The 24,981-nt window shown below is 50.4% G+C and carries 20 protein-coding genes; 8 read left to right on the top strand and 12 right to left on the bottom strand.

The features are described 5' to 3' along the window. The first annotated feature begins 23 nt into the window (after window positions 1-23). Genes BSR28_RS07055 through BSR28_RS07045 form a run of 3 tightly spaced genes read left to right on the top strand, consistent with a single transcriptional unit; the run spans window position 24 to window position 3,180 of the window. On the top strand, window positions 24-1,661 hold the full coding sequence (locus BSR28_RS07055; protein WP_073713782.1) for an ABC transporter ATP-binding protein: 1,638 nt from the start codon (window positions 24-26) through the stop codon (window positions 1,659-1,661). Then, on the top strand, window positions 1,658-2,542 hold the full coding sequence (locus tag BSR28_RS07050) for an energy-coupling factor transporter transmembrane component T family protein (RefSeq protein WP_198928947.1): 885 nt from the start codon (window positions 1,658-1,660) through the stop codon (window positions 2,540-2,542). The genes BSR28_RS07055 and BSR28_RS07050 overlap by 4 nt, the downstream gene beginning before the upstream one ends. A 23-nt stretch (window positions 2,543-2,565) precedes the next feature. Beyond that, window positions 2,566-3,180: a hypothetical protein gene (locus tag BSR28_RS07045; protein ID WP_083563193.1), complete on the top strand. Its 615-nt coding sequence runs from the start codon at window positions 2,566-2,568 to the stop codon at window positions 3,178-3,180. Between the two features lie 19 nt (window positions 3,181-3,199). On the opposite strand, the gene BSR28_RS07040 is transcribed toward BSR28_RS07045, so the two are convergent. The 12 genes from BSR28_RS07040 to BSR28_RS08870 all read right to left on the bottom strand — a co-directional run bounded on the left by BSR28_RS07040 (window position 3,200) and on the right by BSR28_RS08870 (window position 16,701). After that, complete coding sequence (locus BSR28_RS07040) at window positions 3,200-4,255, bottom strand: ADP-ribosylglycohydrolase family protein (protein WP_073713781.1); 1,056 nt, start codon at window positions 4,253-4,255, stop codon at window positions 3,200-3,202. 88 nt (window positions 4,256-4,343) lie between these two features. After that, window positions 4,344-4,892 carry an NUDIX hydrolase gene (locus tag BSR28_RS07035; protein WP_073713780.1) on the bottom strand — a complete coding sequence of 183 codons (549 nt, stop codon included), beginning with the start codon at window positions 4,890-4,892 and terminating at the stop codon, window positions 4,344-4,346. A 116-nt stretch (window positions 4,893-5,008) separates the two neighbouring features. Further along, window positions 5,009-6,883: a KAP family P-loop NTPase fold protein gene (locus tag BSR28_RS07030; RefSeq protein WP_158020333.1), complete on the bottom strand. Its 1,875-nt coding sequence runs from the start codon at window positions 6,881-6,883 to the stop codon at window positions 5,009-5,011. A 162-nt stretch (window positions 6,884-7,045) separates the two neighbouring features. Next, on the bottom strand, window positions 7,046-7,819 hold the full coding sequence (locus tag BSR28_RS07025) for a DUF5710 domain-containing protein (protein ID WP_073713778.1): 774 nt from the start codon (window positions 7,817-7,819) through the stop codon (window positions 7,046-7,048). A 30-nt stretch (window positions 7,820-7,849) separates the two neighbouring features. Continuing rightward, a complete protein-coding gene (locus BSR28_RS07020; protein ID WP_143237631.1) occupies window positions 7,850-8,629 on the bottom strand; it encodes an HU family DNA-binding protein in 780 nt (259 codons plus the stop codon). A gap of 154 nt (window positions 8,630-8,783) precedes the next feature. Next, window positions 8,784-9,569 (bottom strand): hypothetical protein, encoded by a 786-nt coding sequence (locus BSR28_RS07015; protein ID WP_073713776.1) that lies wholly within the window; start codon window positions 9,567-9,569, stop codon window positions 8,784-8,786. A 159-nt stretch (window positions 9,570-9,728) separates the two neighbouring features. Beyond that, window positions 9,729-9,890 (bottom strand): hypothetical protein, encoded by a 162-nt coding sequence (locus BSR28_RS09065; RefSeq protein WP_158020332.1) that lies wholly within the window; start codon window positions 9,888-9,890, stop codon window positions 9,729-9,731. A gap of 519 nt (window positions 9,891-10,409) precedes the next feature. Next, window positions 10,410-10,973: a hypothetical protein gene (locus BSR28_RS07010; protein ID WP_073713775.1), complete on the bottom strand. Its 564-nt coding sequence runs from the start codon at window positions 10,971-10,973 to the stop codon at window positions 10,410-10,412. A 493-nt stretch (window positions 10,974-11,466) separates the two neighbouring features. Then, window positions 11,467-12,288 (bottom strand): hypothetical protein, encoded by an 822-nt coding sequence (locus BSR28_RS08985; RefSeq protein WP_143237629.1) that lies wholly within the window; start codon window positions 12,286-12,288, stop codon window positions 11,467-11,469. 157 nt (window positions 12,289-12,445) lie between these two features. After that, window positions 12,446-13,642: an McrC family protein gene (locus BSR28_RS07000; RefSeq protein ID WP_073713773.1), complete on the bottom strand. Its 1,197-nt coding sequence runs from the start codon at window positions 13,640-13,642 to the stop codon at window positions 12,446-12,448. Between the two features lie 6 nt (window positions 13,643-13,648). Continuing rightward, the gene (locus BSR28_RS06995; protein WP_073713772.1) at window positions 13,649-15,481 is read right to left on the bottom strand and encodes an McrB family protein; all 1,833 of its coding nucleotides are present in this window, start codon (window positions 15,479-15,481) and stop codon (window positions 13,649-13,651) included. Between the two features lie 155 nt (window positions 15,482-15,636). Continuing rightward, a complete protein-coding gene (locus BSR28_RS08870; RefSeq protein WP_083563191.1) occupies window positions 15,637-16,701 on the bottom strand; it encodes a hypothetical protein in 1,065 nt (354 codons plus the stop codon). 47 nt (window positions 16,702-16,748) lie between these two features. On the opposite strand from BSR28_RS08870, the gene BSR28_RS08980 reads away from it, so the two are divergent. The 5 genes from BSR28_RS08980 (at window position 16,749) to BSR28_RS06970 (ending at window position 24,783) form a co-directional block, all read left to right on the top strand. After that, on the top strand, window positions 16,749-17,063 hold the full coding sequence (locus BSR28_RS08980; protein ID WP_143237627.1) for a hypothetical protein: 315 nt from the start codon (window positions 16,749-16,751) through the stop codon (window positions 17,061-17,063). Window positions 17,064-17,286: 223 nt separating this feature from the next. Next, the gene (locus tag BSR28_RS06985) at window positions 17,287-18,210 is read left to right on the top strand and encodes a hypothetical protein (protein WP_073713771.1); all 924 of its coding nucleotides are present in this window, start codon (window positions 17,287-17,289) and stop codon (window positions 18,208-18,210) included. A gap of 362 nt (window positions 18,211-18,572) precedes the next feature. Continuing rightward, on the top strand, window positions 18,573-20,807 hold the full coding sequence (locus tag BSR28_RS06980) for a beta-glucosidase (protein WP_073713770.1): 2,235 nt from the start codon (window positions 18,573-18,575) through the stop codon (window positions 20,805-20,807). Between the two features lie 962 nt (window positions 20,808-21,769). Next, complete coding sequence (locus BSR28_RS06975; RefSeq protein ID WP_073713769.1) at window positions 21,770-23,740, top strand: DUF262 domain-containing protein; 1,971 nt, start codon at window positions 21,770-21,772, stop codon at window positions 23,738-23,740. Then, window positions 23,740-24,783 carry a protein kinase family protein gene (locus BSR28_RS06970; RefSeq protein ID WP_143237626.1) on the top strand — a complete coding sequence of 348 codons (1,044 nt, stop codon included), beginning with the start codon at window positions 23,740-23,742 and terminating at the stop codon, window positions 24,781-24,783. The genes BSR28_RS06975 and BSR28_RS06970 overlap by 1 nt, the downstream gene beginning before the upstream one ends. The last annotated feature ends 198 nt before the right edge of the window (window positions 24,784-24,981 follow it).

Raw genomic sequence — 24,981 nt, 5'->3', positions numbered from 1 at the left:
GCTGAAGCTAATTAGTTTTTACTGTGGAGATTAAGCCAGCTGCCGTTTCCGCCCGCGGGTGGGGTTGGCGGCACGCATCCCGACGAAACTTCACCCTGTCCGGGTTGGACCTTGAGGTTCAGCCCGGACAGCGGGTTTTACTACTGGGCCCTTCCGGGGCGGGTAAGTCTACTTTCCTGCACGCCTTGGCAGGCGTTTTAGCTGCTGACGAGGGCGAACAGGCCGGTCAGCTTTTGATTGACGGGCAGGCCCCGGCGGACCAACGCGGCCGAGTGGGCATGGTCCTGCAGGACCCAAACTCGCAGGTGATTGTGGGTAAGGTCGGGGATGACGTGGCCTTCGGGCCAGAGAGCCTGCAGGTCCCCCGGCCAGAGATTTGGCAGCGTGTCTATGAGGCCCTGGATGCGGTGGGTTTGGACGTGCCGTTAACTAGGCCCACGAACGCGCTTTCCGGCGGCCAAAAGCAGCGCATGGCACTGGCGGGCGCGCTGGCCATGGCCCCCGGGCTGCTGCTTCTGGATGAGCCGACTGCCAACTTGGACCCAGAAGGCATTTTGGAGGTTCGTGATGCGGTGATCCGCGCCCAGGAACGTACCGGTGCCACGCTGATCGTGGTGGAGCACCGGGTGCCAATCTGGGCTGAGCACGTGGACCGGATTGTGGTCCTAGAAAAGGGCGGCGGCGTGCGCGTCGATGGCCCGCCCGCTCAGGTCCTAGCGGAGCACGGCGCAGAACTGGCTGAACAGGGCGTGTGGGTCGCGGACTTTGAACGCCCCAAGCCGCTCCCCAAGGTGAGCGTAAAGGACCGGGCGCTATTTAAGGCTGTCTCGAAGCAGCTTTCGCCGGAAGAAGCGGGCGAAACTAGCGAGCCAAGGGATACGCAGCACGCGTCCTCGGCAAAGCTAGAACCGATTATTTGGGCCGATGACCTGACTATCGGCTACTCGCCGGAACACCCGGTCGGGCAGCACCTACAGTGCTCGATCCCCCGCGGGGTTTCCACCTGCATTACTGGCGTGAATGGGGCCGGTAAGTCCACTTTGGCTCTGACCTTGGCGGGCCTGCTGCCGGCCCTTTCGGGCACGGTCCACGCTTCAGAAGACCTGCGCACTCCCCTGCCGGATGAGCCGATCGTGAAGAAACATTTTTGGCGTCGCCAAGCACCGAAGGGCCTGCTGGGCGCGGACGGGCTGTTGCCGGTTGATCCGCATGATTGGTCCTCAAAGCAGCTTTTACCCCGTTTGGGTACGGTCTTCCAGTCTCCAGAGCACCAGTTCGTGACCAGTACCGTGGTCGGTGAGCTGATGGCGGGCCCGCAGGCGCTGGGGATCGCGGAGGAAGAAGCTCATGAGCAGGCCATGGAGGTGCTGACTCGTTTACGTTTGGACAAGCTAGCGAAGGCGAACCCGTTCACGCTGTCGGGCGGGGAAAAGCGCCGCCTGTCAGTGGCGACCGTGCTGGTTAGTGCCCCGCAGGTAATTTTCCTTGATGAGCCGACTTTCGGCCAGGATTTGCGGACTTGGCGGGAGTTGATTCGCCTGCTTAAGTCACTGATTGAGCAGGGCACGACCCTGGTGTCGGTGACGCATGATGAGGATTATTTGGCGGCCTTGGGTCAGCATATTTTGCACGTGGATGAAAGCGGGGTGAGCGTGAAGTGAGTAGTTCGCAGGCGGCCTCGGCGGGGAAAGGAAGCGAGCTGGCACAGCCCACCGGTGCGGTGAGCCCCGTGGTGGGCGGGAAGCCCGTGGATCTGGGCCCCTATGGGGCGCCCACGCTAACTGAGCCCCCGTATTTTATTGCCTCAACGAATCCTTTCGCGCGCATTTTGGCCCTGTTCTGCCTTTCTACCCCACTGATGGTGACGGTGGACTGGGTGAGTGGCCTGACCGCACTGGTTTTGGAAGTGATTGCGTTAGCTGCTGGGGGCGTGAAGTTTAGGCACTTAGCTAGGATGGCTTGGCCGATCCTGCTGGCGGCCCCACTGGCCTCGGTGACCATGTTGCTTTATGCGAAGCCATCCGGGCAGGTTTATTTCTCTTGGTGGCTGATGAACATTAGCGATAATTCGATCAAGTTAGCTTCGGCGATCCTGATTCGAGTTTTGGCTTTGGCCCTGCCGGCGGTGGCCCTGTTTTTGCATACGGACCCGACTAGGGCGGCGGATGCGCTGGCGCAGAATGCGAAGTTGCCGGTGCGTTTCGTTTTGGCGTCTTTGGCGGCGGTGCGGATGACGGGCCAGTTGATGAATGAGTGGCGGATTATGGAGTTGGCTCGCCGGGCGCGTGGTTTGACCGATACGGGCAAGTTTAAGCGCTTTGGGCAGATGGCTTTTGCGATGTTGGTGATTGCGATTCGTCGGGCCGCGGACTTGTCTACGGCGATGGAGGCGCGGGGCTTTGGGTCGAATCCGAGGTCGTGGGCTCGCCCGTCTGAGTGGCGAGGGCGTGACACTTTGACTATTTTGGCAGGTATAGGTATTGCTGCCGTCGCCTTGGGGGCGGCAGTCTGGGCGGGCACGTTCCGCTGGTTTGGTTTGTAATAGCGCTTAGCTTTGAGGTATTGATGAAGGATTGCGTCCCGGCGCCAGACTTTCTTTCTGACGAACAGCGTTCCACGATTGGGACCTTACTTTCTGCCGGTCCGGTCCGTGACCTTCCGGGCCCCTACCGGATGTTGCTGGATGGCCCGGCGGGTACGGGCAAGACCACTATGGGGCGTTGGCTGGTACAGGAGTTGCGGGCTCGGGCTGCTTCGGGTGAGCACCCGGAGTACGAGCCGTGGGCTAACGTACAGCTACTGTCGATGGATTCGTTCTACCCGGGTTGGGATGGTTTGGCAGCTGCGCAGACCATTTTGGAACAGCAGATTTTAGCTTCGGTGAAACCACAGTATCCGACGTGGGATTGGGAGTTGAATGTTCCAGGTCCAGCAGTGAAGATTGACCCGACGGTGCCGTTGATTATTGAGGGTTGTGGGGCGATTACTCCGCGCTCTTACCTGTCGGCACACTTTACGATTTGGGTGGAGATTTTGGATACTCAGCGTCGTAAGGATCGGGCTTTGGGCCGCGATGGTGAGATTTTTGCCCCGCACTGGGAGCGTTGGGCCGACCAGGAGGCCGCGCACTGGGATGCTAGCCACCCGCGTGACCTGGCCGATTTGGCACTATTTGGGTGAACTGATCGGTTTTGGGCGCTTAGAGTTCGACCGCAGCTTTTAGTTCTTTTTCGTAACGGGGTTCGAAGGTTCCTAGGATTTGGGGTAGGAGTTCGTCTAGGCCGTAGGCGGCACCGACGAAGGCCCCGCCGACTGCAGCTAGGGAGTCTGAATCCCCCGTCGTGTTGACGAGGACGCGCAGGGCCTGTTCCGGGTTGCCACCGTATAGTCCGGCTGCGACCCAGGCGGTTCGGTAGCATTCTTCCGCGATCCACCCCTGCCCAAGGGCAGCAGAAATATCGTTATTTAGGTAGCGTTCGTAGGCCTGCGGGTCGCGGATCTCGTCAGCTCCGGCCTGAAGGAACTTTCGAAGTTCGGCCTCCAGTTCCGGGGTGAAACCTAAGTAGTATTGACGGCCCAGTTCTAGGGCATCGACCCCAGCCTGATAGCCGGCCTCGGCCCACCACTCAGGGGTAAACAGATCGCCTTGGGGAGCCCCTTCATGCGCCACCATTATCCGTCGCACCAGTAGCGCGGCCGCAGCCGCCGCCCAGTCAGCATAGGGATGATCGTGAGTGGTCTGGGATTGTAGGATCGCCAAGGTGACCAGAGCGCCCTCGTCAATATTTAATAGGCCCATCCAGGGTGAACGCATGATTGTGCCGCAGCCCTTGGAGCCGCTACCTTGGGCGCCTTCTAGGCCGGTTAGTTCAGGTAGGTTTTCCCGGTTTGGGGCCTTTCGTAGCAGGTCCCAGGCGCGCAGCGCACCAATGACGGTGCGTCCGGGTGCGCGGTCGAAAGTATTATCCGGGTCGTGGAAGTAGCCTAGGAATTGGTCCGCGTAGAAGCAGCGAATCTGGTTTGCGGACCTAGTGCTAGGTAGGGCCTGTACCCAGTCGGGGTGTTCGTTGAGGAGTTCTCGGGTGGCCGCTAGGGCGTAGAGGCTCATCTGCGTGTCGTCGGTGACCTGCAGGAAGGGCGGAAGGATCAGCATGTCGGGCGTGATGTCCTCGTATTTGACGAACTCGGTGATCCGACCCCAGGCATCCCCTAGGGCTAGGCCGTAAATACTGCCGGTAACGTAACGCTGGTTCATGAGTTTATTCTACTGCGATAGCGACGCGAGCAGGCCTGTTTTGGTGCGCAGAATCTTCTCAACGGTGACGAGCGCACTCCCCTATCTTTTAGTGGCTGTGGAAGCGTGCGGAGGGCTGGTTTTCTAGGGCTTGGCGGACGATCTCTGTGAAGCGTTCGTTCATGGGTGGGAGTTGGTCAGCACGGACGAAGGCGCATTCGGTGTTTTCCCCGTCCGCAGGCCAGGGTTTGGTGTTTCGGGAGGATTCGGCGACCAGCATGCTGAAGGCTAGGTCTAGGTAGATGGTGTCGTCCCCGTTCGCGTAGATGACTGGTCCGACTACTTGGGTGCTGAGTAGCCGCTGCGGGATTACGTTAATGCCGGTTTCTTCTAGGGCTTCCCGGATGCCGGCGACGGCTGGTTCTTCCCCGGGGTCGACGATCCCAGTGACGGGTGTCCAGTTGCCGTTATCGGAGCGGCGTACGACTAGGACGTCCCACTGGGTGGGGTCTAGGGGTCCTTCGGGGAGTTCTGTAGGCAGGGCCTGATCTGCCGGTAGCTGGTGCGGGCGCAGGATTACCGCGGTAATTCCAGGCATCCAGAGCCGAGCGTGCCCCACATGTTTACGCAGTTCCAAAACAAAATCCGGTGTCGCCATGGGGTAATTCTAGCTCAGCATTAATCCTTCATGTCCACGAATGATCGGCCTGTTGAGTACTTACTTTCCCTATCTGGCAGTTACCTTAAGATGATTTTAGAAGGTAAACTCAGCCGTCACTTTACGACATGATCTGCTACCAATCGAAGAATTCCTGCTACTTGGTCAGCCTGAGAAATGTCAGTGTAAATAACCCAAAATTCTTGATTTCTATCTGCCTTGTATGGCTCCTTGAGTTCATTATCTAGACCATTTGCGGCCTCTATTAACTGGGCACCGATGGTCTTCATTACGTCCTCTTTGCATTTATAAGAGAATTTAATACGGCAATTCATCTTGCTAACTCTTAAAAGTCCTACACGACGTGCAGAGGAATCATCGCTATCAGCGGGATAAGCATAAACAGAATACTCATTGTCGCTACTCTGTTTGCCTATAGTAAAATTATGGTCCTTATCTACATCCTCTATGCGTTTTAGGAGCGCTTCTAGAAGAGGGAAAGACTCGGGGAAGAGCCACTTAAATCTCTCGATACTATCTTCATGCGACATTGTGCCTTTCCTTCCTTTATAAATATTTTTCCCACCGCGCGAAGTAAGTTCGGCCGCAGCACGACCAGCCTCGATTTCTTCCTGCCCAATCTTCATTGAAAGTTCCTCGTATAATTTCAAGAAATCTCTCAATCCACTCAATTCATTTACATCGTAATGCCATGTTTCAAGTTCTTTTGAAAGCTCCTGATCATCACCTAGGAATAAGGTAATTTCATCAGCGATGGCTTTAATACGTTCTCGAAGTTCCTCTTTTTTACTTAACGACAATAATTCATTAAGCTCCGGATAAGCACTTTGTGCACATAGCCAATAAAAACGAGCAAGACGCTCATTCTTAATCCTTTTTGTGTCATCTGACTTTTGCGAATTTATGTTCTCTAATAACAAGAAGGTGTTCACGAGACGTTTTATAGATCGCGGAACTGTACCTACAGAGCACTGGGTAATCTCTGTTATCAAAGAACGGTCTCCCTCTGCTTCATCAGAAAGATCGATCTCACCTAATGTTTCCTTCAAAAGTCTGCTGGGTTCATACTCGGAAACGGGGAGCTGAAAGGGAACTTGAATAATCTTGTCAAAAAAGGAACGAGCTTTACGCTCTGACAGATCCGAACCATACTTACTAGATATCCCCTGTGAGACTACTGAAAAGTCAATTGCCAAAACAAAAACACAATTTTTAGATTCAAAAAATAGTTTTAACGCTTCCAATACCTCAACTGCTTTAGCGGGCTCCAATCGATCGAGATCATCGATAAAAATAACAACCCTATCATTTCCGGTTTGGTTTAAGAATTCTTGAATTGTATTCTCAAAATTAGCTCTAAGATTCCTTAATGATTCAACGAGCGAGGGTTCGGTTTTTTGCCCTGTCTTGATTTCTTCTTGTGCTTGTCGATAATCCGAAACTACTTCTTGGGTCAAACCGCTCATGCCGGCTTTGTCCTCAACTTTTCGCCAAGCATATTTAAGCACCGTTGTCATAATCCTTAGGCCGGAGTTAGCAAACTCTTTCAGTTTCTCCTTGGCATCAGCATTAAGCTCCTTTTTCTCCATCAGTGTCTGCGTAATCTGCGAGATCAAGGCAAAAATTAAGGTATCCCCCAGATTAAATTGAGAAAACTGCCATGTATTGAAGAAAACTGTTTGGGTCCTTTTAGCAACAACGCTTTTACTATTGTTATCGTCTGTTGTTCTTTTTATGGAGCGTTCTTCCAATATATTTTCGATGATATTCATCGTGCTAGTTTTCCCGGTCCCCCAATCTCCTTGAATTGCGATTGTCATTGGGGTCTGGCAACGTTCAATAAAATCTGCAAGTCCCTCGTAGTACTTGCCCATCTCAAAGTAATCCGCTTCTGGGCTGGACAAGGGCAGATCGGTATTCCCTAAGGATGTTTTCGCAATACTTAATTCGTCATTTATAGGCTTGGTCATCGTTGTCCTCAGCATCTAGCTTCTATCATCCAAACTATTTAGCTTGGATGGTTGTTGCTTTCATTTCGAAGCTTACTCGTGCTGTATTTGAAAAACAACCGAATTATCGCGGAAGTTTAGGAATCTAAGTGAGCGTTTATTGTGAGCGCTTAATAGCCGATTTCATTGTATTTCGAACGGTTCCCAGCGGGCGAAGGGTTCGATGCCCGGCCCCATTGGTGGCGCTACCTTTTCGGCGAGGACGTACCAGAGTTTTCGGGTTGGGTCCCACCTGGCACCTAGGCTTTTGGCGGCTTCTTTTTCCCGGTAGGGCACGTTCAGGTAGATGCGTCCGGTAGTGTCTTGTAGTTGCCCGTCCTCGCCTGCGTAGCGTCGTCGTCCTTGGTTTCCGGCGAAGATTTTGGCTAGGGTTTCATCTCCGTGTTGGCGGCGCATTTCAGCAAAGATTAGACCGCAGGTGATGGCGTCGGCTTCTGCGTGGTGGTGCTCAAAATCGTAGTCCAGTAGATAGTGTTGAGCGACGCAGGTTAGGCGTTTGGATCCTTCGTAGGGGTTGAGTGCTCTAGCGACCCGCAGAGTGCAGAGCCTGCGGTTTGGTACTTGTTGCCCGTAGATTTCGGCTAGGGCGTCCATGACGGACCCGTCGAAGTCCATATTGTGTGCGACTAGCGGTAGGTCGCCGATAAAGTCGAGGATCGCGGGTAGGGCTTCTTCCCAGGTGGGTGCGCCTACTACTTCCTCGGGGTAGATTCCGTGGATACCAATATTTCCGGGGTCGAAGTAGCTGACGGTGGGGTGCGGTTTTAGTAGCGTGTAGTAGGTGCGGGCGACTTCTCCATTAGGGTCGATTAGCGCTAGTCCGACGGCGCAGGCGGAGGCTCGACTACGGTTAGCGGTCTCGAAGTCGATCGCCACAAACTGTTCGAAGTCACTCATTCCGCTCCCCTTTCTGGTCCAGCGGATATTTTAGTGCCCGTTTCGCTCTTCTGCTTGGTCGTTCAGGTACACGGTGAAGGGCCGGACTTCTTGCGGAGCACTGGTCTCAGTTGTTATCACAGGTTCTGGGATGGTGACCGTTTCCCCGGTTTGCGGGTTGGTGAAGCTGGCTTCCCAGCTGGTCGTGAGGGTGACCGTGAAGGTACCGTCACGGGTGAACTTTCGGTGCAGTCCTCCTTTTAACCCTTCCGGGTAGGGGCGAGGTTGCTGCCCGGTACTTACTTTGGGCCCACCGTCCCCGAAATCGGCTTCCCACTTTTTGGCTTTTAGGTTTACGGGGATTACTTGGCCATCCAGGTTTACTTGGAGGGTCTGGGTGTCTGCGGTGGTGTAGACGATGGCGTCGTGTTTTCGATCGTGGCGTCCTTCGGGCTGGATTTTCATCCCGGCTTTTTGGGCTTGTTGTTGCGCTTCACGCGTGATGATTGTGGTCAGTGACGGCCCCGGGTTTGGCGAGGGCGCACCACCCTTCCCGCCACTTTTAGCGCCGTCTTTTGCGTAGAAATAATCGTATAGTGCGTTGCAGTCGTTAATCGGGACAGGTACTCCACCTGGCGTGAATCGTGCACGCTCTTCCATTGATTGGCGACGATATCTAATATCGCCATAGACCTTCTCAGGATCCGTCCCATCCGGTACTGCCACCCGCCAAACCCCACAATAACGAGCCAGCTTCGGTCCGATAGATTGCCCGTGTACAGCGGGCTTTGAGCGAAGTTGGGGTAGGGAATTTGGAATTTTACTAGGCACTTTATTCAAAATATCAGTTGTGGAGACAAATATTTGGTCATCCTTAATACGAACATCGGGTCGCCAACCTTTATCCCCAGCCAAAGCAGTGGAATGAACGAAGCTAATATCAATCAACAAGCTGATTGCAAGAAGCAACCTTGATAACCGCACCTTAGTCTAGCTCCACAACACGATCGGTAGGGTCAACAGATCGATATTCTTCTGACGAAGCAAGATCGGAAACTTCCATCAAACCTTCTCGAGAGGTGACTGTTACCCGGAAATCACGGAGTCTATCATTGTCGTCGTTTGACTCATTATCGATTCTCAACACAAATGAATCATCTCCACTCTTTCGAAAGTGGATTCGAAAAACCTTTGTTATCGAGTGAATATGAGTTAGCTGAATAAAGCTTTCTGATTTGGATGCATCGATTGCTCCTACAATATATTCTTCACAAGAGTCACAATCCTTATAGAGGGTCTTCGTCATTGCGAAGTTGAGCGTGTGAGACTCCAAGATCAGAGTCTCCAAGAAGTACTTTGCGAATGCTTCCTTCCCCTCAACTGTATTGGGGAATTTTTTCGGATCATACTTCGTAGGTTTTTCCAACGCCCAAGCAGGCAAAGGATCTTTGCGCCCAGCTGGGGTTTCAGGAGTTGGATAGTGCTCCCACACAAAAACCCTCTGCTCCTCCACGCCCTCAGGAGTCTTAACCTCAGCGCCCTCTGCCGAAGCCGACACCGTAGCCTGCTGGCCTTCAGATTCATTTGAAACCGCACCACTTTGCGTAGTTCCGCACGCCGCAAGCGGCAGGCAAAGCCCCGCACTTAAAAGCATTGCAAGCGCGCCCCGACGGAAGCCTCCGGAAGAAATAATCTCCTGCCCACCAGTGCGCACACCGGCCCCAACCATAAGAGCATTTTCACTTCGCAGCCCATCAGATTGATTAAGCATCTTAAACTCCCACTACCAAAAATGGCGAATAACTGGCTACAGAGTAACAAAAGAGGAGAAAAAGTGCCGCAAGTTTTCCACAGGCCCTATTAGCAGTAGATCACAATAAAAACTGGCCAACGCAAATAGGCTCAGCCGAGTAACTCCCCCAAGAACGACCTAGCCTTCTCCACAATCTTCATCTTCTGCACCCTCAGCTTCTAGGCCCAACCCAAAAGCGGCCCAACGCTCAAGGTATTCACTGGTTTCCGCGGCTTCACGTCGCCCCTTAAGCCAAGTAAAAACTTTGCCCACCCACCCGGGGTACTCCTGCGTGCGCACTAAAATAGTCACTCCAGGTTCCGGGTTCTCAACTCGACAAGTCAGTGAGGAACGCAGGGGCCCGGCTTCGGCGAGGGCGCGCCACTCTTCCCCGTACCTTTCGCACCGTCTTTTGCGTAGAAATAATCGTATAGTGCGTTGCAGTCGTTAATCGGGACGGGCACTCCACCTGGCGTGAATCGTGCACGCTCCTCCATTGATCGGCGACGGTATCTAATATCGCCATAGACCTTCTCAGGATCCGTCCCATCCGGTACTACAACCCGCCAAACCCCACAATAACGAGCCAACTTCGGGCCGACTTTAGTTCTCTAGATTGGAGTCTTTATTCCCGCTTTCTCTTGACCTTTTCTAGGGTGATTTTGCGTCGTTTCAACTCATTTTAAGTCCTTGAGAAATACGCGATCACGTTGGGTATGAACATCAATCACCTCGTATTCTGCTTCCTTCGCGTAAGCAGATTTAGGGAGTGAAATAATGCAGCAAACAAGCAAAAGAGTCCCAAATAACTTTTTGATATCACTCATCTACTTGAACTATCTCATTGCTGGGAGTTCGGTCTTTGAAATCACCGGTTGTGCTGAACCGAGAAATGTATAGTGGACCTTCTTTCGAAACTACCGTAACTCCATAATCAAGCGACTTGGTATTTTTTTCTCCATCTCCAACTGACTCGAGCAACACTCTCTCTATGGAAGTTAACGCCTCACTATCACGATGGCTATAACGGACTAAAGAGTTAATACTCTTTACTCTCCAAACACGCGTAGTTCCTACTTCTTTGCTCGCGATAGCGGTCTTATAGTCCAAACAGGATTCACATTTTTCTTCAAAGAAGTTTTCGGTTAATACAACACTCCTGTAGTTACTCTCATGGATCAAAGTCTCCAAGAAGTACTTCGCGAATGCTTCCTTCCCCTCAACTGTATTGGGGAAGTTCTTCGGATCGTACTTTTTAGGCTTTTCCAGAGCCCAAGCAGGCAACGGTTCTTTACGCCCAGCTGGGGTTTCAGGAGTTGGATAGTGCTCCCACACAAAAACCCTCTGCTCCTCCACGCACTCAGGAGTTTTAACCTCACTCACTTCAGGGGAGACAGAAACCGTCGACGCACCATGTCCAGAGCCAGTCGAAACACTACTATCTTGTGCAACCCCACAGGCCATAAGAGGCATAGAAAGTACAGTGCTCAGAGCTATCCCGACCGCCGCTTTACGGAACCGGCCCGAAAGGAAAACCTCGCGCACGCCAGAATACACACCCGATCCACCCAAAGTACCATCAGCACTTCGCAGCCCTTCAGATTGATTGCGCATCTTAAACTCCCACTACCAAAAGGGCGAATAACTGGCTACAGAGTAACAAAAGAGAAGAAAAAGAGCCGCAAGTTTTCCACATCCCCTCTTAGCAGTAGGTCACAATACAATCTGGAAATACAAAACAAATCAGAATGGCAAACTATCGAAGACCATCTTTAGCTCTCAATCTTGCGAATCTTCCCCGATACCACCAGTTATCGGACAAAATAAGCCACCATAAATCGAAAATATCTCAACAAGTAACCTTAGAAACAAAACCTCAGTCCAACTCGATAACCTGGTCATTAGGCTCAATCGTCCGATAATCCTCTGACGTGAAAAACTCCGAAACCTCCAGCGCCCCATCGTGAGAAACAACTGTTACCCGAAAATCTTGGAGATGTTCTCGTCCGTCCCTATTATCTATTGAAGCCCGAAGTACAAATGAACAAGAATCACTTGCCATGAGATGAAACTTCAAAACCGTAGTTAGATTTTTCAGTTTTGAGAGTTTGACAAATTTTCTATCGTTCCCTTGCGCCACCGCTTTCTCTACGAAGTGCCCACAAGAAGAACAATCCTCATACAGCGTTTTAGTTATTGCAAAGTTCAGAGTATGAGATTCCAAAATCAAAGTCTTCAAGAAGTACTTCGCAAACGCTTCTTTGCCCTCAACAGTATTAGGGAAATTCTTCGGATCATATTTTGCAGGTTTCTCCAAAGCCCAAGCTGGCAAATGTTCTTTACGCCCAGCTGGGGTCTCAGGAGTCCGATAATTCTCCCACGTGAAAACCCGCCGTTCCTCGACTCCTTCCGGAGTTACCGGCGTTACCCTTTCCGGCGTACTCGCTTCCGGACCAGCACTAGTCGAAGACTCACTCGTAGGCACTGAACTCCGCTCAGCAGTAACTACATCAGTTTGCGAACCGCATGCAACAAGTGGGACAACCAAAGCCGAAACTGCCGCCAAACGCCAAAAGCGCCTAACCGAACCCAGCAGGAACCGATTAGCTGAAAGCCCCCTAGGAGCACGGCCAGAAAGACAGGATCCATTCTGACACCCCAAAGAAACCCCTAACTTTTGTTCAGTTTGCTTAAACACGACGAGCCCCAAACGATAAAAGTTAATTCTTTAGGCACAAGAGTAACAATAAGTCCAAAAATACACAGCAACTTATCCACAGAAAAGAAAAAGAAACAAAATATGGAAAAGCCCTAGGAACATCGCACTCCCCCAATATACGCACTACACTGCGCGACTACTCCCCTAAAAGCATCCTTTCAGCCAAGCCGCGGACCTGCTCACACACCTGCCCGATCGGCAAAGAAAGATCTACTACATGCACAAAAATCCGAACGCCAATGCCGCGTACCTTCACCACATCCTCAGCACCACCGGCATAAAGCAAATGCCCCTCAGCTAAACCCAGTCGGCCACAATAACTAACCAACTGGTAAATATCCTCCCTAGCCAAGGCGCGCTTATACTTCATATCCGCCACCACCCGAACTGTCTCAGGATCACCAGCATCAGCTAACACCACATCCGGGTAAATCGAAACCTCTTGCCCCTCATCAAGGTGATAGTGAGCCTGTAAAATAGTTTCCGCACCCGGCACATCCTGCCAAGCCTGCCGCAAAAGCTCAGAACCAAAACGCTCAAAGATCTTTGCCATGTCAAAAACAAAGGAAAAACTACGCTCCCGCCCTTGGCTCTGGCTAAAATTCATTCCCTGCCAAATCGCCCTCGCTAATCGCAACACCGGCCCATAATGCTCATTAAGCCGACTAATATAAACCTCTGGCAGGTCCGCCCCAAGCGGGACCACACTGACCTCTGATAGTTGCCGCTCCAGACGCTGCAATACCCTAAAGTTTTCACTCCCCAAATACTGGTATCCCAGCAAGGCCACAGTTACTGATTTCAGGATTTGGTTCTCTGCACAATCCACCGAATAGTGATGGTAAGTCGTCTGAAGCGGAAGCCAAGTTCCCGGGGACTGACGGATTTGAGCCGAAAAGTCGATGCGTCCTCGAACAGTATTACTTCGCTCATCCCGTTTCTGATAGTCACGCATCAGCCCCAAATTCAAAGCCCGGTCACACAAGCGCGCAAAAAATCCGATTAACAAATCACTCAAGCTACTATCCTGCCAAGAGGACGAAGCTAAGAAATTAAGTAACTCCAAGTCCTGTTCGAAAGCCAACATGGCAAACAAGTTTTGGACCGGCACCTTTGGTTCCACCTGGAACTCAAAACCATTCACCGCAACTAGACCCACCCGGTTCAGCTTGGGTACCACTCGCCAGTGATCAGAAACCGGCGTCGGGAAGACATCCGCCAGCCCGAAGTCGATCAGTTTCTGCGCAAGCAGATCCGGAATCGGGAAAGTCTCAGCCTTATTCTCGGTCGTCCGAAAACGCTGAACCGGAACAGACTCCAAAGAGGTTTCCATAGTGCGTTAGAGTTCCTGATCGTAATCCTGCAGCTGAGCCAGCAACGCCTCCAGACTAAAACGACGCTTAAGCTCAGAGGGGGTCAAAGTGCCGTACAGACGCTCGGACATAAGCGGCAGAATGTCATACTCCCAGATTCGCGCCAAACCATCCGATTCCAAAGCCTCCGGGCGCATGAAATATGACGGCCCAATCTGCAGTTCACGATACTTCTCGCCCAAGTTCGCGTTCAGACGCGCATGCAAACGCGTAAGCAAATGATCCGGCCCATAAGTATTCGCCAGCAAGTCGCGAATCGGGACACTGTCCGGGTGCAGTTCCACGAAGGGGAAACGACGCCGAATAGCTGCATCCACCAGCGCAATCGACCGGTCCGAGGTATTCATCGTGCCAATAATCAAGAGGTTTGAAGGCAGTGAGAAGTTCTCTTTCGAATACTGCAAACTAATGTTCTCATTTCGGTATTCGAGCAAGAAATAGAGTTCCCCAAACACGCGCGCAATATCCACGCGGTTAACCTCATCAATAATCAACACATAGTTATGGTTCGGGTCTTCCTTAGCAGCCTGCGCGATTTGCTTTAACGGTCCGGCGTGTAGCTCGAAAGCGACCGCGTGCGCCCCAGCCGCATCCCTACTATTTAATACGGGACGGATCCCTTCGAAGAAATCTTCATAACTATAGGAGGGATGGAATTGCACTAGCCGACTCCGCTGCGCACCTTCACTTAAAAGCGCAGCTAGGTTCTTGGCTAGGTAGGTTTTCCCAGTTCCCGGCGGGCCACACAGGATCATCTGCTTACGGTTTAATAGCAGCTCGGCGATTTTGGTTAGCCATTTCGAATCAAGTTTTAGTCGGTCCGCCAGCGCCTCAACTCCGCCAACGTCCCACTTTAAACTCGAGGTATCTTCCTCTTCTAATACCTCATCCTCATTTTCGACACCAGTCCGGTCTCGAAGTGAAGAGGCAGCAGCCTTCGCTTCCATTTTGGTTACGGTTTTTTCAGGCCGCCAACGGCTCACAAGCGGCTCTGCATACCACTCAATAGGCTCACCTGTTTCCCGCCAGATTTTCTTCCGGATCCCATAAAGATCTTGATCCAATGTCAAAGTTTCAGAATCTTTACCAGGAGCACGATCAAGGTATTTTTCAGCATAGCAATTCCTAATGTCTACCTTGTGCTGTCGGGCGCAGATCTTTTCAAAAACCTTCGGATATACCAGGCTGAGCAAAGCGTGTGCCATTAACTTATCGTCATCGCTGTTCCGAATCGTCACCCGGTGAAAAGCCCAGGGATCACGCAACACCTGTTGCTTCTCGGATTCACTCAGACTATCGAATCGAATCACGAATTCCGCCATCCAAATCAACATTGCCCAAGCCTGCTGATTATAACCACGACCTCCCCCGAAGACGGCATTTTCTTCCGCTAGAGCACTAACCATGTCATTTGGCAGCGAGAGCTGAATCCCACCCGCAGCTAGAAGCCGATTTAGGTCGCTAATCTTTCTGGCGGGAGTTACATCAGTATTAGGCAGATGCCGCAACCACATGATTTCGGTTGCCAGAAGAACCTGCGGGTATTCGAGTTCCTGCATTTGCGATTCGAACTTTTCCCACATGCTCCTAGAGTCTTCTAAGAGCTGGTAGTTGTCCAAGAAGTTTTGAGCATTCTCTGCCGTCCAGATGATGGTATCTGGATCAATAACCGACCTTTTATCCCCAAATAGATGCGACAATACGATCCACGCTAAGGAACCAATATTGACTTCACGAGGAAGCCACGATCCCGCCACTTCTTCCGGATCAACTTGGTAGGTTAAAAACTGCTCAGACATCTTTGACCTTTCCTAAACGATACTGAGGATAATCTTACTGCTATTCCCGGTCCCATATTCCGGTAGTGCCAACCAATACCACGTATCCAGTGATCACGGACCCAAGCTTAGGCTTTGGTTCAATACTCGTCGGTAAAGCGACTTGAATTCCTATCTCATTCTTCACCCTCAGCTTCTAGGCCCAGCGCAAAAGCGGCCCAACGCTCAAGGTATTCACTGGTTTCCGCGGCTTCACGTCGCCCCTTAATCCAAGTAAAAACTTTGCCTACCCAGCCGGGGTACTCCTGTATGCGCACTAAAACGGTCACTCCAGGTTCCGGGTTCTCAATTCGGCAAGTCAGTGAGGAACGCAGGGGCCCACCTTTCGCCTCAATGCGCACTTCACCTAGCTTCCGGTCCACCCTAGTCACCAGCGCCCGCATCGTGACGCCCTCCGGCGTATGAACCAGATACTTCCGCCCTAACTTCAGGAAGGGCTCACCGCCTTGATGCTCAACATCTTTAATCGTCGACAGCTGCACCAGCCATTCATCGAACCGTTCCAAGGCCGCCCACGCAAATTCTGGTTCAAGCCAAATCCGCATACGCTCTTCATACCCATCGGAGGCATTATCGCCCTGTTCCTCCGTTATTTTTTCCGAGGGCGCTCCCCCGCCTGCCGCACTCCGGTACGCCTTTATTTTTTGCGCCAGTTCCGGCTGAGGTTCCACTTCCTCCTCAAGCTTCTTCAGCAGACTACCCGGAATCTGGACCTCCTCTTGGCGTGCTATGTCGAGCACTTTAAGGTAGGCGTAACCGTAGTCGACCCGAGTCATCATTTCTTCGTCTGCTCTGCGAGCCACCCGAATCCTATGCTCCTCAGGGAAACAGGCGAACAACTGTGCCAGCAAGACTTCCCCGAACTCTACAGAGATTTCATCTACCGGTTTGCCACTGGGCCAAACTCTAATCGGATCCTCATTCCACTCCGGCAGGTCCGTTGGAACCGAGAAGATCTCCCGCACTTCCCCGGTAGCCTTATCAACGGCTAATCCTTCAATGGCACCATAGGCGACATGCCCATTGAGTGCCGTACACATATTTACCCGGTAGACGCTGGGAGTCTCATCGCCGAAACCGGTAAAGTCGCCTAGGTTTCGCCCGGTCTTTCCAGTGGGGTTCGCTAGCTTATAGGCTTGTTTCCAGCTGGTTATTTTCTGTTGTTCCGCTTGTTGTTCCACAAGCCCATAATAGCAATCTAGCTCACATTTCTTGCTATTATTGCCCCGTGACCAAAGTTGATTTCCCCCGCCCTCTTTCTGACCGGGAGCGTGAAGTCATGGTCGCCATGTTGACCTACGCTTCCGCAGACGACGAAGACCAACAATCCACGTTAACAAGCGAGTGGCGTTCTCAGATACTTGAGAATCTAAACCTAGTCACCGTCGCCTCCACTTGCGATTGCGGCACCTGCCCAACCATCAATCTGCCCTTTGACGGTCACCCCAAGCTCAGACCAAACCTTGCGACCTCGCCCTTATGGCATCGACCGAAGACATGCACCTTCTGCTTCTCATCCGGGACCACAAACCCGTCTGCCTAGAGGGTGCTCCCCTGTCAGACCAAGCAGTCCCCCAGTTCCCGCCACTTTCAGAAATAAAGTTTGCTTAGCACTTCCCCGTCTCTTCAAAACTAACGTCAATTTTGCACCTCCTCTTTCTGGGGTTATTATCGGATTGTGGCCAGCATTGTTGCTGTGTCCCCCTTCTGGCGTTGATGTGATTCCGCCAAAAAACTAACCCCTTACAAAAAGAAAGCGAAGAGCGATGTTTGAAGAAAATATCGCCCAGTCGCCCCTCGACGCCCAGGAACAGGGCGTTATTGGTGCTGGGCTAAAATGGTGCAACCTGCCAGATCTAAACCTTGAGGATCTCGATTTTGAAAGTATCGTCCAGGCAGGGTTTGACCTACTACGTAGGCGCACAAACCAGAGCAGGATCGGTGATGGCCACCCAATGAGCCACGAACCTAACCTATTGCAGATCCGCAGTCGAGTCCCCGAGTGGGACACTACCCCAAAGCAGATGATTGCTTTAGCCCTGATGGATAAATGGTTCGATCTTTGGGTTGATGAGGCACTTAATAACTGGGAAATCTGGGTTGATCGTTCCCGCCCGGTGCCAGGTTGGCTGTGGCAGTTAGTGCATTCGTACCCGGATTCAGAAGCTCGCACCCACTACCTAAATGCCTTTGAAGCTCATGATCGTCCCCTTCTGGCAGATTATGATGGTGTCTATTGCTTCCAAGACGGCCGACCATGGAAAGATCAAATCAATCACCCAATGGTCGCTTTTATGATTGCGAAGCATCTACCGCACTGGTTAGAGCGTTTTACCTTCGAGCAGGTTTTCACTCCTAAACGCGTAATGGACCTATTCTACGAAGGTGAGATTCCCGCTGACGAGGTCGCAACCTACTGTGCCCATTACCCCTTCCTTAATATCCCGCCGACTCCCCTTTGGGAAGAATATGCTTCCGTCCCGAATGAAGGCTCAGGTTTCGACGTGGTTTGGTTTGAAGGTTTTAACCACATGACAACTGAACAAGATGAGGACTTAATCGAACCAGCATCCCCGGACCCCAAGCAGTGGAAGGGAGCCCATTGGGGAGCCTTCTACAACTGCCTCATCGCCAAAGAGGGAACTCTACGAAAGGACCCAGACACAGGCAACTACTTCTTCACCAAGTGACTGCCATTCGCCATCTTCTTGAGTTATTGCAGCCCTATTACCGGTGCCATCAAGGAGGCCCCCTGGTATTGGGGGTTTCTGCGTTTACCCTTGCACCAGAGAACGTAGCTTTTAAGAGCGTGGATTAAATCGACGACAGTGTAGAGCTTTCACCAACCAAAAATACAATTTTTGTCCAGAACCCCAAAGGGCATTAACCCGAAAATGCTCAAATTGCCCACTCGCAACAAGTGTGATGTGGTATACTGTACGGAAGCCATTATCTTATTGGCCTTGTCATACAGTATCAACGGAGATAGTATATGCCAACAATTTTTTCTAAAAATACCGCCAGATCACGGCGTTCCTTTGGGGCGTTAGCCGTGACTTTAGCCAGCACCGGGGCACTTTTGTTCTCGGCACAGCCCGCCTTAGCTAGTGGGACCATCCCCGAAAGCTCACCCTCAAGCCCAGCCAATTCGCTTGCGGAAACCTATTCGAATACGTACATTCAGGCTCCGACCTATCAGGCCAGCGCTGAGGAAATTAAGAAATGGCCGTGGCTCGATAGTTCCTTGACCCCGGAAGCTCGGGCGGAACTACTTGTAAATGCAATGAATGAGGATCAACTGATCCACATGCTGCACGGCTATTCCTCACTGACCGGCATTCGGTTGAAACCAGGCGGTCCGCCTTCGATCGGATATATCAGGCCGATTCCGGAGTTACGCGTTCCCGCCCTCGTAATGTCAGACGGTCCGTCTGGGCTGCGTAACGGAGAACCCGCCACCGCCCTGCCGGCTCCAATCACGCAGGCAGCCAGCTTTAACCGGGAACTGGCCCAAGAATATGGGAAGACCATCGCACAGGATTCAGCTGATCGCGGCCAGGATCTGATTTTCGGGCCGGGCTTCAACTTGGCTCGCAATCCGCAGGCGGGTCGGACCTTCGAATATTTCGGCGAGGATCCGTTCCTGTCCGGTACGATAGCCGCCCACAATGTGCGTGGCTTGCAAAGCGCGGGCATCATGGCCACGCTGAAACACTACGTGGCGAATAATCAGGAAACGAACCGGACACAAAACAACTCGCAGATGGATCAGCGTACCCTGCACGAGATTTACGAGATGCCGTTCCGCTATGCGATCCGTGAATCGCAGCCGGCAGCTGTTATGTGTGCCTACAACAAGATTAATGGGGACACTGCCTGCGGCTCAAAGAAGACGCTGGTAGACGACCTGCGTGGCCTGCATAAGTTTGGCGGCTTTGTGGTTACTGACTACCCGGCAGCCTGGTCGCCCCTGGATATCAAAAACGGGCTAAATGTGGAGCTTCCGGGCGGTTTTTGGACCTCGAAAGCAAAAATCAAGCGGGCAGTTGCCAAGGGCCAAATGACGTGGGATGAAATTCGAGGACGGGTACGTGAAACCCTGACCCAGATGTTCCGCTTCGGCCTATTCGATCACCCGTGGGATGAAAAGCTCAATGACCGGCAGCGCGATATTAAACCGGTCGATGCGGAACGTGGCAACCAGGTTGCCCAACGCGCAGTCGAAGAAGGCGCGGTATTGCTCAAGAACGACGGCATCCTCCCGCTGGGCAAAACCTTTGAGGGCAAGCCAGTTAAGCGCGTCCTCGTCGTTGGGTCGGGAGCAAAGAAACCCATGTCTGGTGGCGGCTCATCAAATGTGACCAGTCCGGTCAGCTCAGACTCGGCGATTGATGCGCTGGCCAAGCGCCTTGGAAAAGATGTTCAGATTGACTACAAGTCCCAGTGGGATCCGGTCGGCATTAAGAAGGCTGCCGCTAAGGCAGACTACGTCCTAGTGTTCGCCACCCAGATTTCGACGGAACTGATTGACCGGCCGAACCTGGATTTCTTGCCGCATATGAATAATGCGGTGAAAGCCGCAGCAGCCGGTAACCCCAACACGGTCGTAGTGGTGCAGGCAGGCGGCCCGGTACTAATGCCGTGGCTGAATGACGTACGTGGCGTCCTCGACGTGTTCTATCCTGGGCAGGCTGCTGGTGAGGCGACAGTTCGCCTCCTGACCGGCGAGGTTAATCCTTCCGGACGGTTGCCGCAAACCTTCCCGGCGACGAACTCGCAGTTCCCGGCAAATACCAGGGCCCAGTTCCCCGGCGCCAAACTGGGATTCGAGGCCCGCTACACTGAGGGCATCATGATGGGGTACCGCTGGTACACCACGATGGGGCAAAAGCCAGCTTTCCCGTTCGGGTACGGCCTGTCCTACACCACTTTTGAAGTATCGGAGCCTACCCTAGCGGCCTCCAGTGGCCAGGCAGATCAGCCAGTCACTGTCAGCGTCCAGGTGAAGAACACCGGTGAGCGCGCCGGCGCAGTCGCACCGCAGGTCTATGTGAAGAAGCCCAGTGTGCGCGGCATTCAGACACCGGTACGTGAGCTGGTGGCCTTCGACAAGGTCACCTTACAACCGGGAGAGTCCAAGACTCTAACCATGAAGGTAGATCCGATGCAGCTGAGCGTCTGGAATGACAGCACTAAGCAGTATCAGGTGACCCCCGGTAAGTACCGGTTCGTTTCCGGCCTAAATGTCGAGGACGTGAAGGGCAACGCCACCTACACCGTGCGTTAGCCTTTAGTCGCCTCTGATTTTATCTGCTACCCCCGCCCGGTTGTTTCCCAGCAGGAAGCTAACCAGGCGGGGGTGCTTTTAGGCGCTTCGGGATTAAGACACTCCTTGGTCAGTTTGTCGGCGTTTTGCGATTAGCAACGCCGGGTCAGCCACTTCCGAGGTAAGGAGGACAAAGGCCGCTGCTATACAAAGCGATGAGCTGGCTGTTCTCCCAGTAGAGACTGGTTCTTTGTGGGCGGCATTAGCGGATTGTTCATCACAGCTCCTTTAAAGCCTAAGGCGACTCATCGTCGCCTCCATCTGCAATTGCGGCACCTGTCCGACTATCAATCTGACCTTAAACGGCCAGATCCAGTCGCAAACCGAATCTTACAACCTAGTTCTGCACACGCACACTGAGAACCTTGTACCTCTGCTCCTAAACCGGGACAATCAACCGATCTGATTCAAGGACACTACCCTAACTGACCAAGCAGTTCCCCAGTTCAAACCAGTTTCAGACTTGAGTTAATCAGTTGAAAGCAAAAGAAGTTACCGCCTAAAATGCCTAAAAACTATAATGGACAAAGAGTATGATTCAACTCTCGTTTAGCACGCCTCTCTTAAGAGAACATCTTACTCTCATCACATTCGGCCAAATCATTTGAACTGCGGGCAAGAAAAATATTTATTTTGCGAAATTTCTTAAACCATCCAAAACTCATAAAAATCGTCCGCACCTAAAACTAATATATTGCCATTGTTAGGACCTAAACTTTGATTATAAGGCAACGCGTACAATCCATTTCCCAAAACTCGGTTTATGGAAATCCTGAAAGTGCAGTTCCACAAACTAGATGATAAAAATGTCTTCCAATTTTTGTGGATTTACACATTAATAAAGAGTAACATTCGTACCAATAACCCTAAGCATTTGCTCAGCTTCCGGGCTAGATCCGTGACCACTTAGGAAAGCAAAGAACATGAACGATGGATCATTTCGAGTATATTCGACCTCTCTAGTTGATTTATTAAATACAAAAAGTGTCATAACGATACCGCTATTCCAACGCGATTTCGTATGGGGAGAAGATACGTCACCCCTGGCAATAGATCTAGCAACTACAATTATTAACTATAAAAATGCTAAGAACTCGAAAACACACTTGCTGGGGACCTTGTTATTCGCTGATTATGGAGAATGGACCGAGGTGATCGATGGTCAACAAAGACTACTCACATTAATGATATTGTTGTCAACGCTAACGGGTCTAGCTCTCAACGATCCTCCAGCCGATCAGTCACCTAATCCTCATCCATTTTTACATGCTAGATTCCATCACCTTCTCCTCTCATTTAATGAAGCATATCGGTGGAAATTAATCGACCAAAATAGTCCGACCTTTTTAATGGAGTTTTTCGATAATGTGACCAATATTAGCTCACAGGTACGTTTCAAAGACCCGCAAAATAGCCGCGAATCAAACATCATTTCCGTATATAAAAAAATCTACGCATTGATTCGTGCAGATATGCAAAAAAAGATAAAAAACGATTCGAATCCGGCCGCATACGGGGCGTACTTTAATCGGTGGTATGAAGTCCTCAATGAAATGGTCTTTTTTTCTATTATCGAGATCAAACCTGAGGCGGTACACGAAACTTTCATTAAACTTAACCGAGCGAGACAGGAACTATCTGACGAGGATATCATCAAAAGTTGGCTTTTCGACGTGGCCAGAAGAAGGCACAAGAATCACATAAAGCCACCCTGGCCCGTTTCTGAAGAAAAAAGCGATAGCACAGCCAAAAAATGGGCCGAGTACGAGCTCTATAGAGAAAAAAGAATAAAAAGTTATCAATCTATTCACTCCAAATTCTCGACGCACAGGGTACCTTCATTTTTTAGGATTTCGGGACGTCATTTCCGCCACGAATCGGAGCGAGTGCTTGCTACTTTAGTTTCACTTGAGACTCCCTCCTATATCAGAAAAAAGCAAGAGCTTTTAGATTTCCTAGATGTATCAAACACAACAAATTCCAATAAGAATACGAACGAAGTTGACGCCATACTCGAAACGTTTGGTAACGCACTATCCTCTTTGGAATGGGAGGAACAAATTAAAAAACAATGCCAGACTGATGAGGTAAAACATTTAGGCTACCTTGAATTGTTATCTGCGATTCTTAGCTCCGACTTATTTATCATGGCAACTACGGAAGTATCGAATCGTTCCGCTATTTTCGACGACAATTTTCATGCAAGAATAGACGCTAATAGCCTTCTGAGGGTACTCGTTTATAAGCTCCATCTAAGGAGCATCAAAAATATCTCGCTAAATGATCACCAGTTAACTGGAATAACAGCCTTGATCGTATGCTATTTACAACTGTCGCTAGCACCCCTATATCCATTCCCTAATGGTGTAGACAAGCTTTCTAAGATCAGTTCCAATCTGCTAGCAGCTTTGACTGCATACGCAAATAATCTCTCAGATTTCGAAATACAGACTTTCCTAAAAATTTTCAAAAGGCTATCTGCATTGCCTGAAATAACTTTTAAACTACATAGATTCGCTAATTTGTTCTCATGGGGCTTACATAGGGCTATTTTCGTCGAAAACAAGGGCCTAGATACCGTCAATGGCGCTCAAGACGGCTTCAAAAATGCCCTGTTAAAAGCTGCAGTGATATTAAACACCCCGCGAAATAATAGCCCCAAAAAAACTACCTCCTCATCGGGGGGTAAGATACGAGATTATCTAACAGATCAAGCAGATTTACCCAATCTAGCTGAAGAAGAAGTACTTGATTATTTCCTCAAAATTGGAAGAAAAAGTTTTGACCCAATCTCAAATAATACTAAAGATTTGATAGATGAGTATAGCTTAAAAAATATGAATATTTTATTGTCAATATTCGAACAAGCATTAAAAGAGCTAGAGGAATCCTAATGGCAGTATGGCACTATACAGGATTACAATCTGCGATTTCGATCCTTCAAAATGGATGCTTTTGGGTAAGCCATTCTCAATATCTGAATGATCCTTCAGAAACCTTATACGGTCTAGAAATTATTTTGTCGGTTCTGCAGGACAAAACAGACAAAATAAATAAACAATCGCCGACAGGGCCAGATAGCCTAAACAGCGCTTTCGATACAATTCTTTCATCAACTCTCGATCTCTTTAGATGGCATAAATCTAAAGAAAGCGGGAAAAGAAGTATTCTAACGATGCTTGGCCTTGATTCGTTTATTCTGAGTTTTACGCGTCACGATAATAGTAGCCATATGTGGAACTATTCTACGAGCGATTCAATTGCTCTAAGTTTCGATTTTGCCCCAAACACGAATCAAGACGACTATAACTACTGTTTTGTATGCCTGTGCGAGTCGTGCACTAACCCATCAGCATATAGCGGCAAAATCCAGAAATCCAACAATAGAATACCGTTACTAGATGTTTATGGGAGTTCGCTCCAAGAAGTAATTTACGATGCTAAGGATTCCAAAGTTCGGATTCAGGAGAGATTAGTTTCGTACGTAGAATCAGAGTATCCAGACCTAGTAAGAAACTTAGGTGAAAAACGTGCCCTAGATCAGATGTTATCTAAGGCTTTGGAAAAGGAGTTCGATAGTGAAGCATTCTTAATCTCCATGCTTCGAGAATCAGCTTTTCATAAGAACTCTGCTTGGAATTCAGAGGCAGAGGAAAGGCTCGTATTTTACGACATAGAACCAATACACGTTGATTTTCGTACTTCTGGAGAAAAAATAATTCCCTACTTGAAAGTAGGGGTTGGAAAATATGATAAAAAAAATAAAGTTGTAACCGGCAATAACTTCAAGAAATACCTCCTGGAGTGCATTACGGAGATAAAAATCGGACCGAGTCCATATCAAGATTTTCATGCGAACTCGATTAAAAAACTATTAGAGAAACTTGGACACAATATTCCAATAACCCTTTCGAACACCCCTTTTAGAAGATGGTAATTCTAATTTACTAAGAGTTAACCTATAGCAGCAAATAAACGTGATATAACTCGATCAAGATTATTTAATTATGTTATAAAGTTGTATCACAACATATGCAGTTGATTTTGTTACGTAACGTTTATCAAGATTTCTCAGCCTAGATTGTTAGACCGGTGTCTACTTTAATTGGATAGAACCCAGAGTTTATCTAATAAG

The organism is Boudabousia liubingyangii (assembly GCF_001907245.1).
Classification (GTDB): Bacteria; Actinomycetota; Actinomycetes; order Actinomycetales; family Actinomycetaceae; genus Boudabousia; species Boudabousia liubingyangii.
Note: the sequence above shows the minus strand (reverse complement) of the source record. Positions and strands in the feature narration are given on the sequence as shown.

Bases quoted from the DNA above. Each gene is read 5' to 3' on its own strand.
- BSR28_RS07045 (WP_083563193.1), top strand. From the start codon at position 2,566: ATGAAGGATTGCGTCCCGGCGCCAGACTTTCTTTCTGACGAACAGCGT.
- BSR28_RS07040 (WP_073713781.1), bottom strand. From the start codon at position 4,255: ATGAACCAGCGTTACGTTACCGGCAGTATTTACGGCCTAGCCCTAGGG.
- BSR28_RS07035 (WP_073713780.1), bottom strand. From the start codon at position 4,892: ATGGCGACACCGGATTTTGTTTTGGAACTGCGTAAACATGTGGGGCAC.
- BSR28_RS07030 (WP_158020333.1), bottom strand. From the start codon at position 6,883: ATGACCAAGCCTATAAATGACGAATTAAGTATTGCGAAAACATCCTTA.
- BSR28_RS07025 (WP_073713778.1), bottom strand. From the start codon at position 7,819: ATGAGTGACTTCGAACAGTTTGTGGCGATCGACTTCGAGACCGCTAAC.
- BSR28_RS07015 (WP_073713776.1), bottom strand. From the start codon at position 9,569: ATGCTTAATCAATCTGATGGGCTGCGAAGTGAAAATGCTCTTATGGTT.
- BSR28_RS07000 (WP_073713773.1), bottom strand. From the start codon at position 13,642: ATGGAAACCTCTTTGGAGTCTGTTCCGGTTCAGCGTTTTCGGACGACC.
- BSR28_RS06995 (WP_073713772.1), bottom strand. From the start codon at position 15,481: ATGTCTGAGCAGTTTTTAACCTACCAAGTTGATCCGGAAGAAGTGGCG.
- BSR28_RS06985 (WP_073713771.1), top strand. From the start codon at position 17,287: ATGTTTGAAGAAAATATCGCCCAGTCGCCCCTCGACGCCCAGGAACAG.
- BSR28_RS06975 (WP_073713769.1), top strand. From the start codon at position 21,770: ATGAACGATGGATCATTTCGAGTATATTCGACCTCTCTAGTTGATTTA.
- BSR28_RS06970 (WP_143237626.1), top strand. From the start codon at position 23,740: ATGGCAGTATGGCACTATACAGGATTACAATCTGCGATTTCGATCCTT.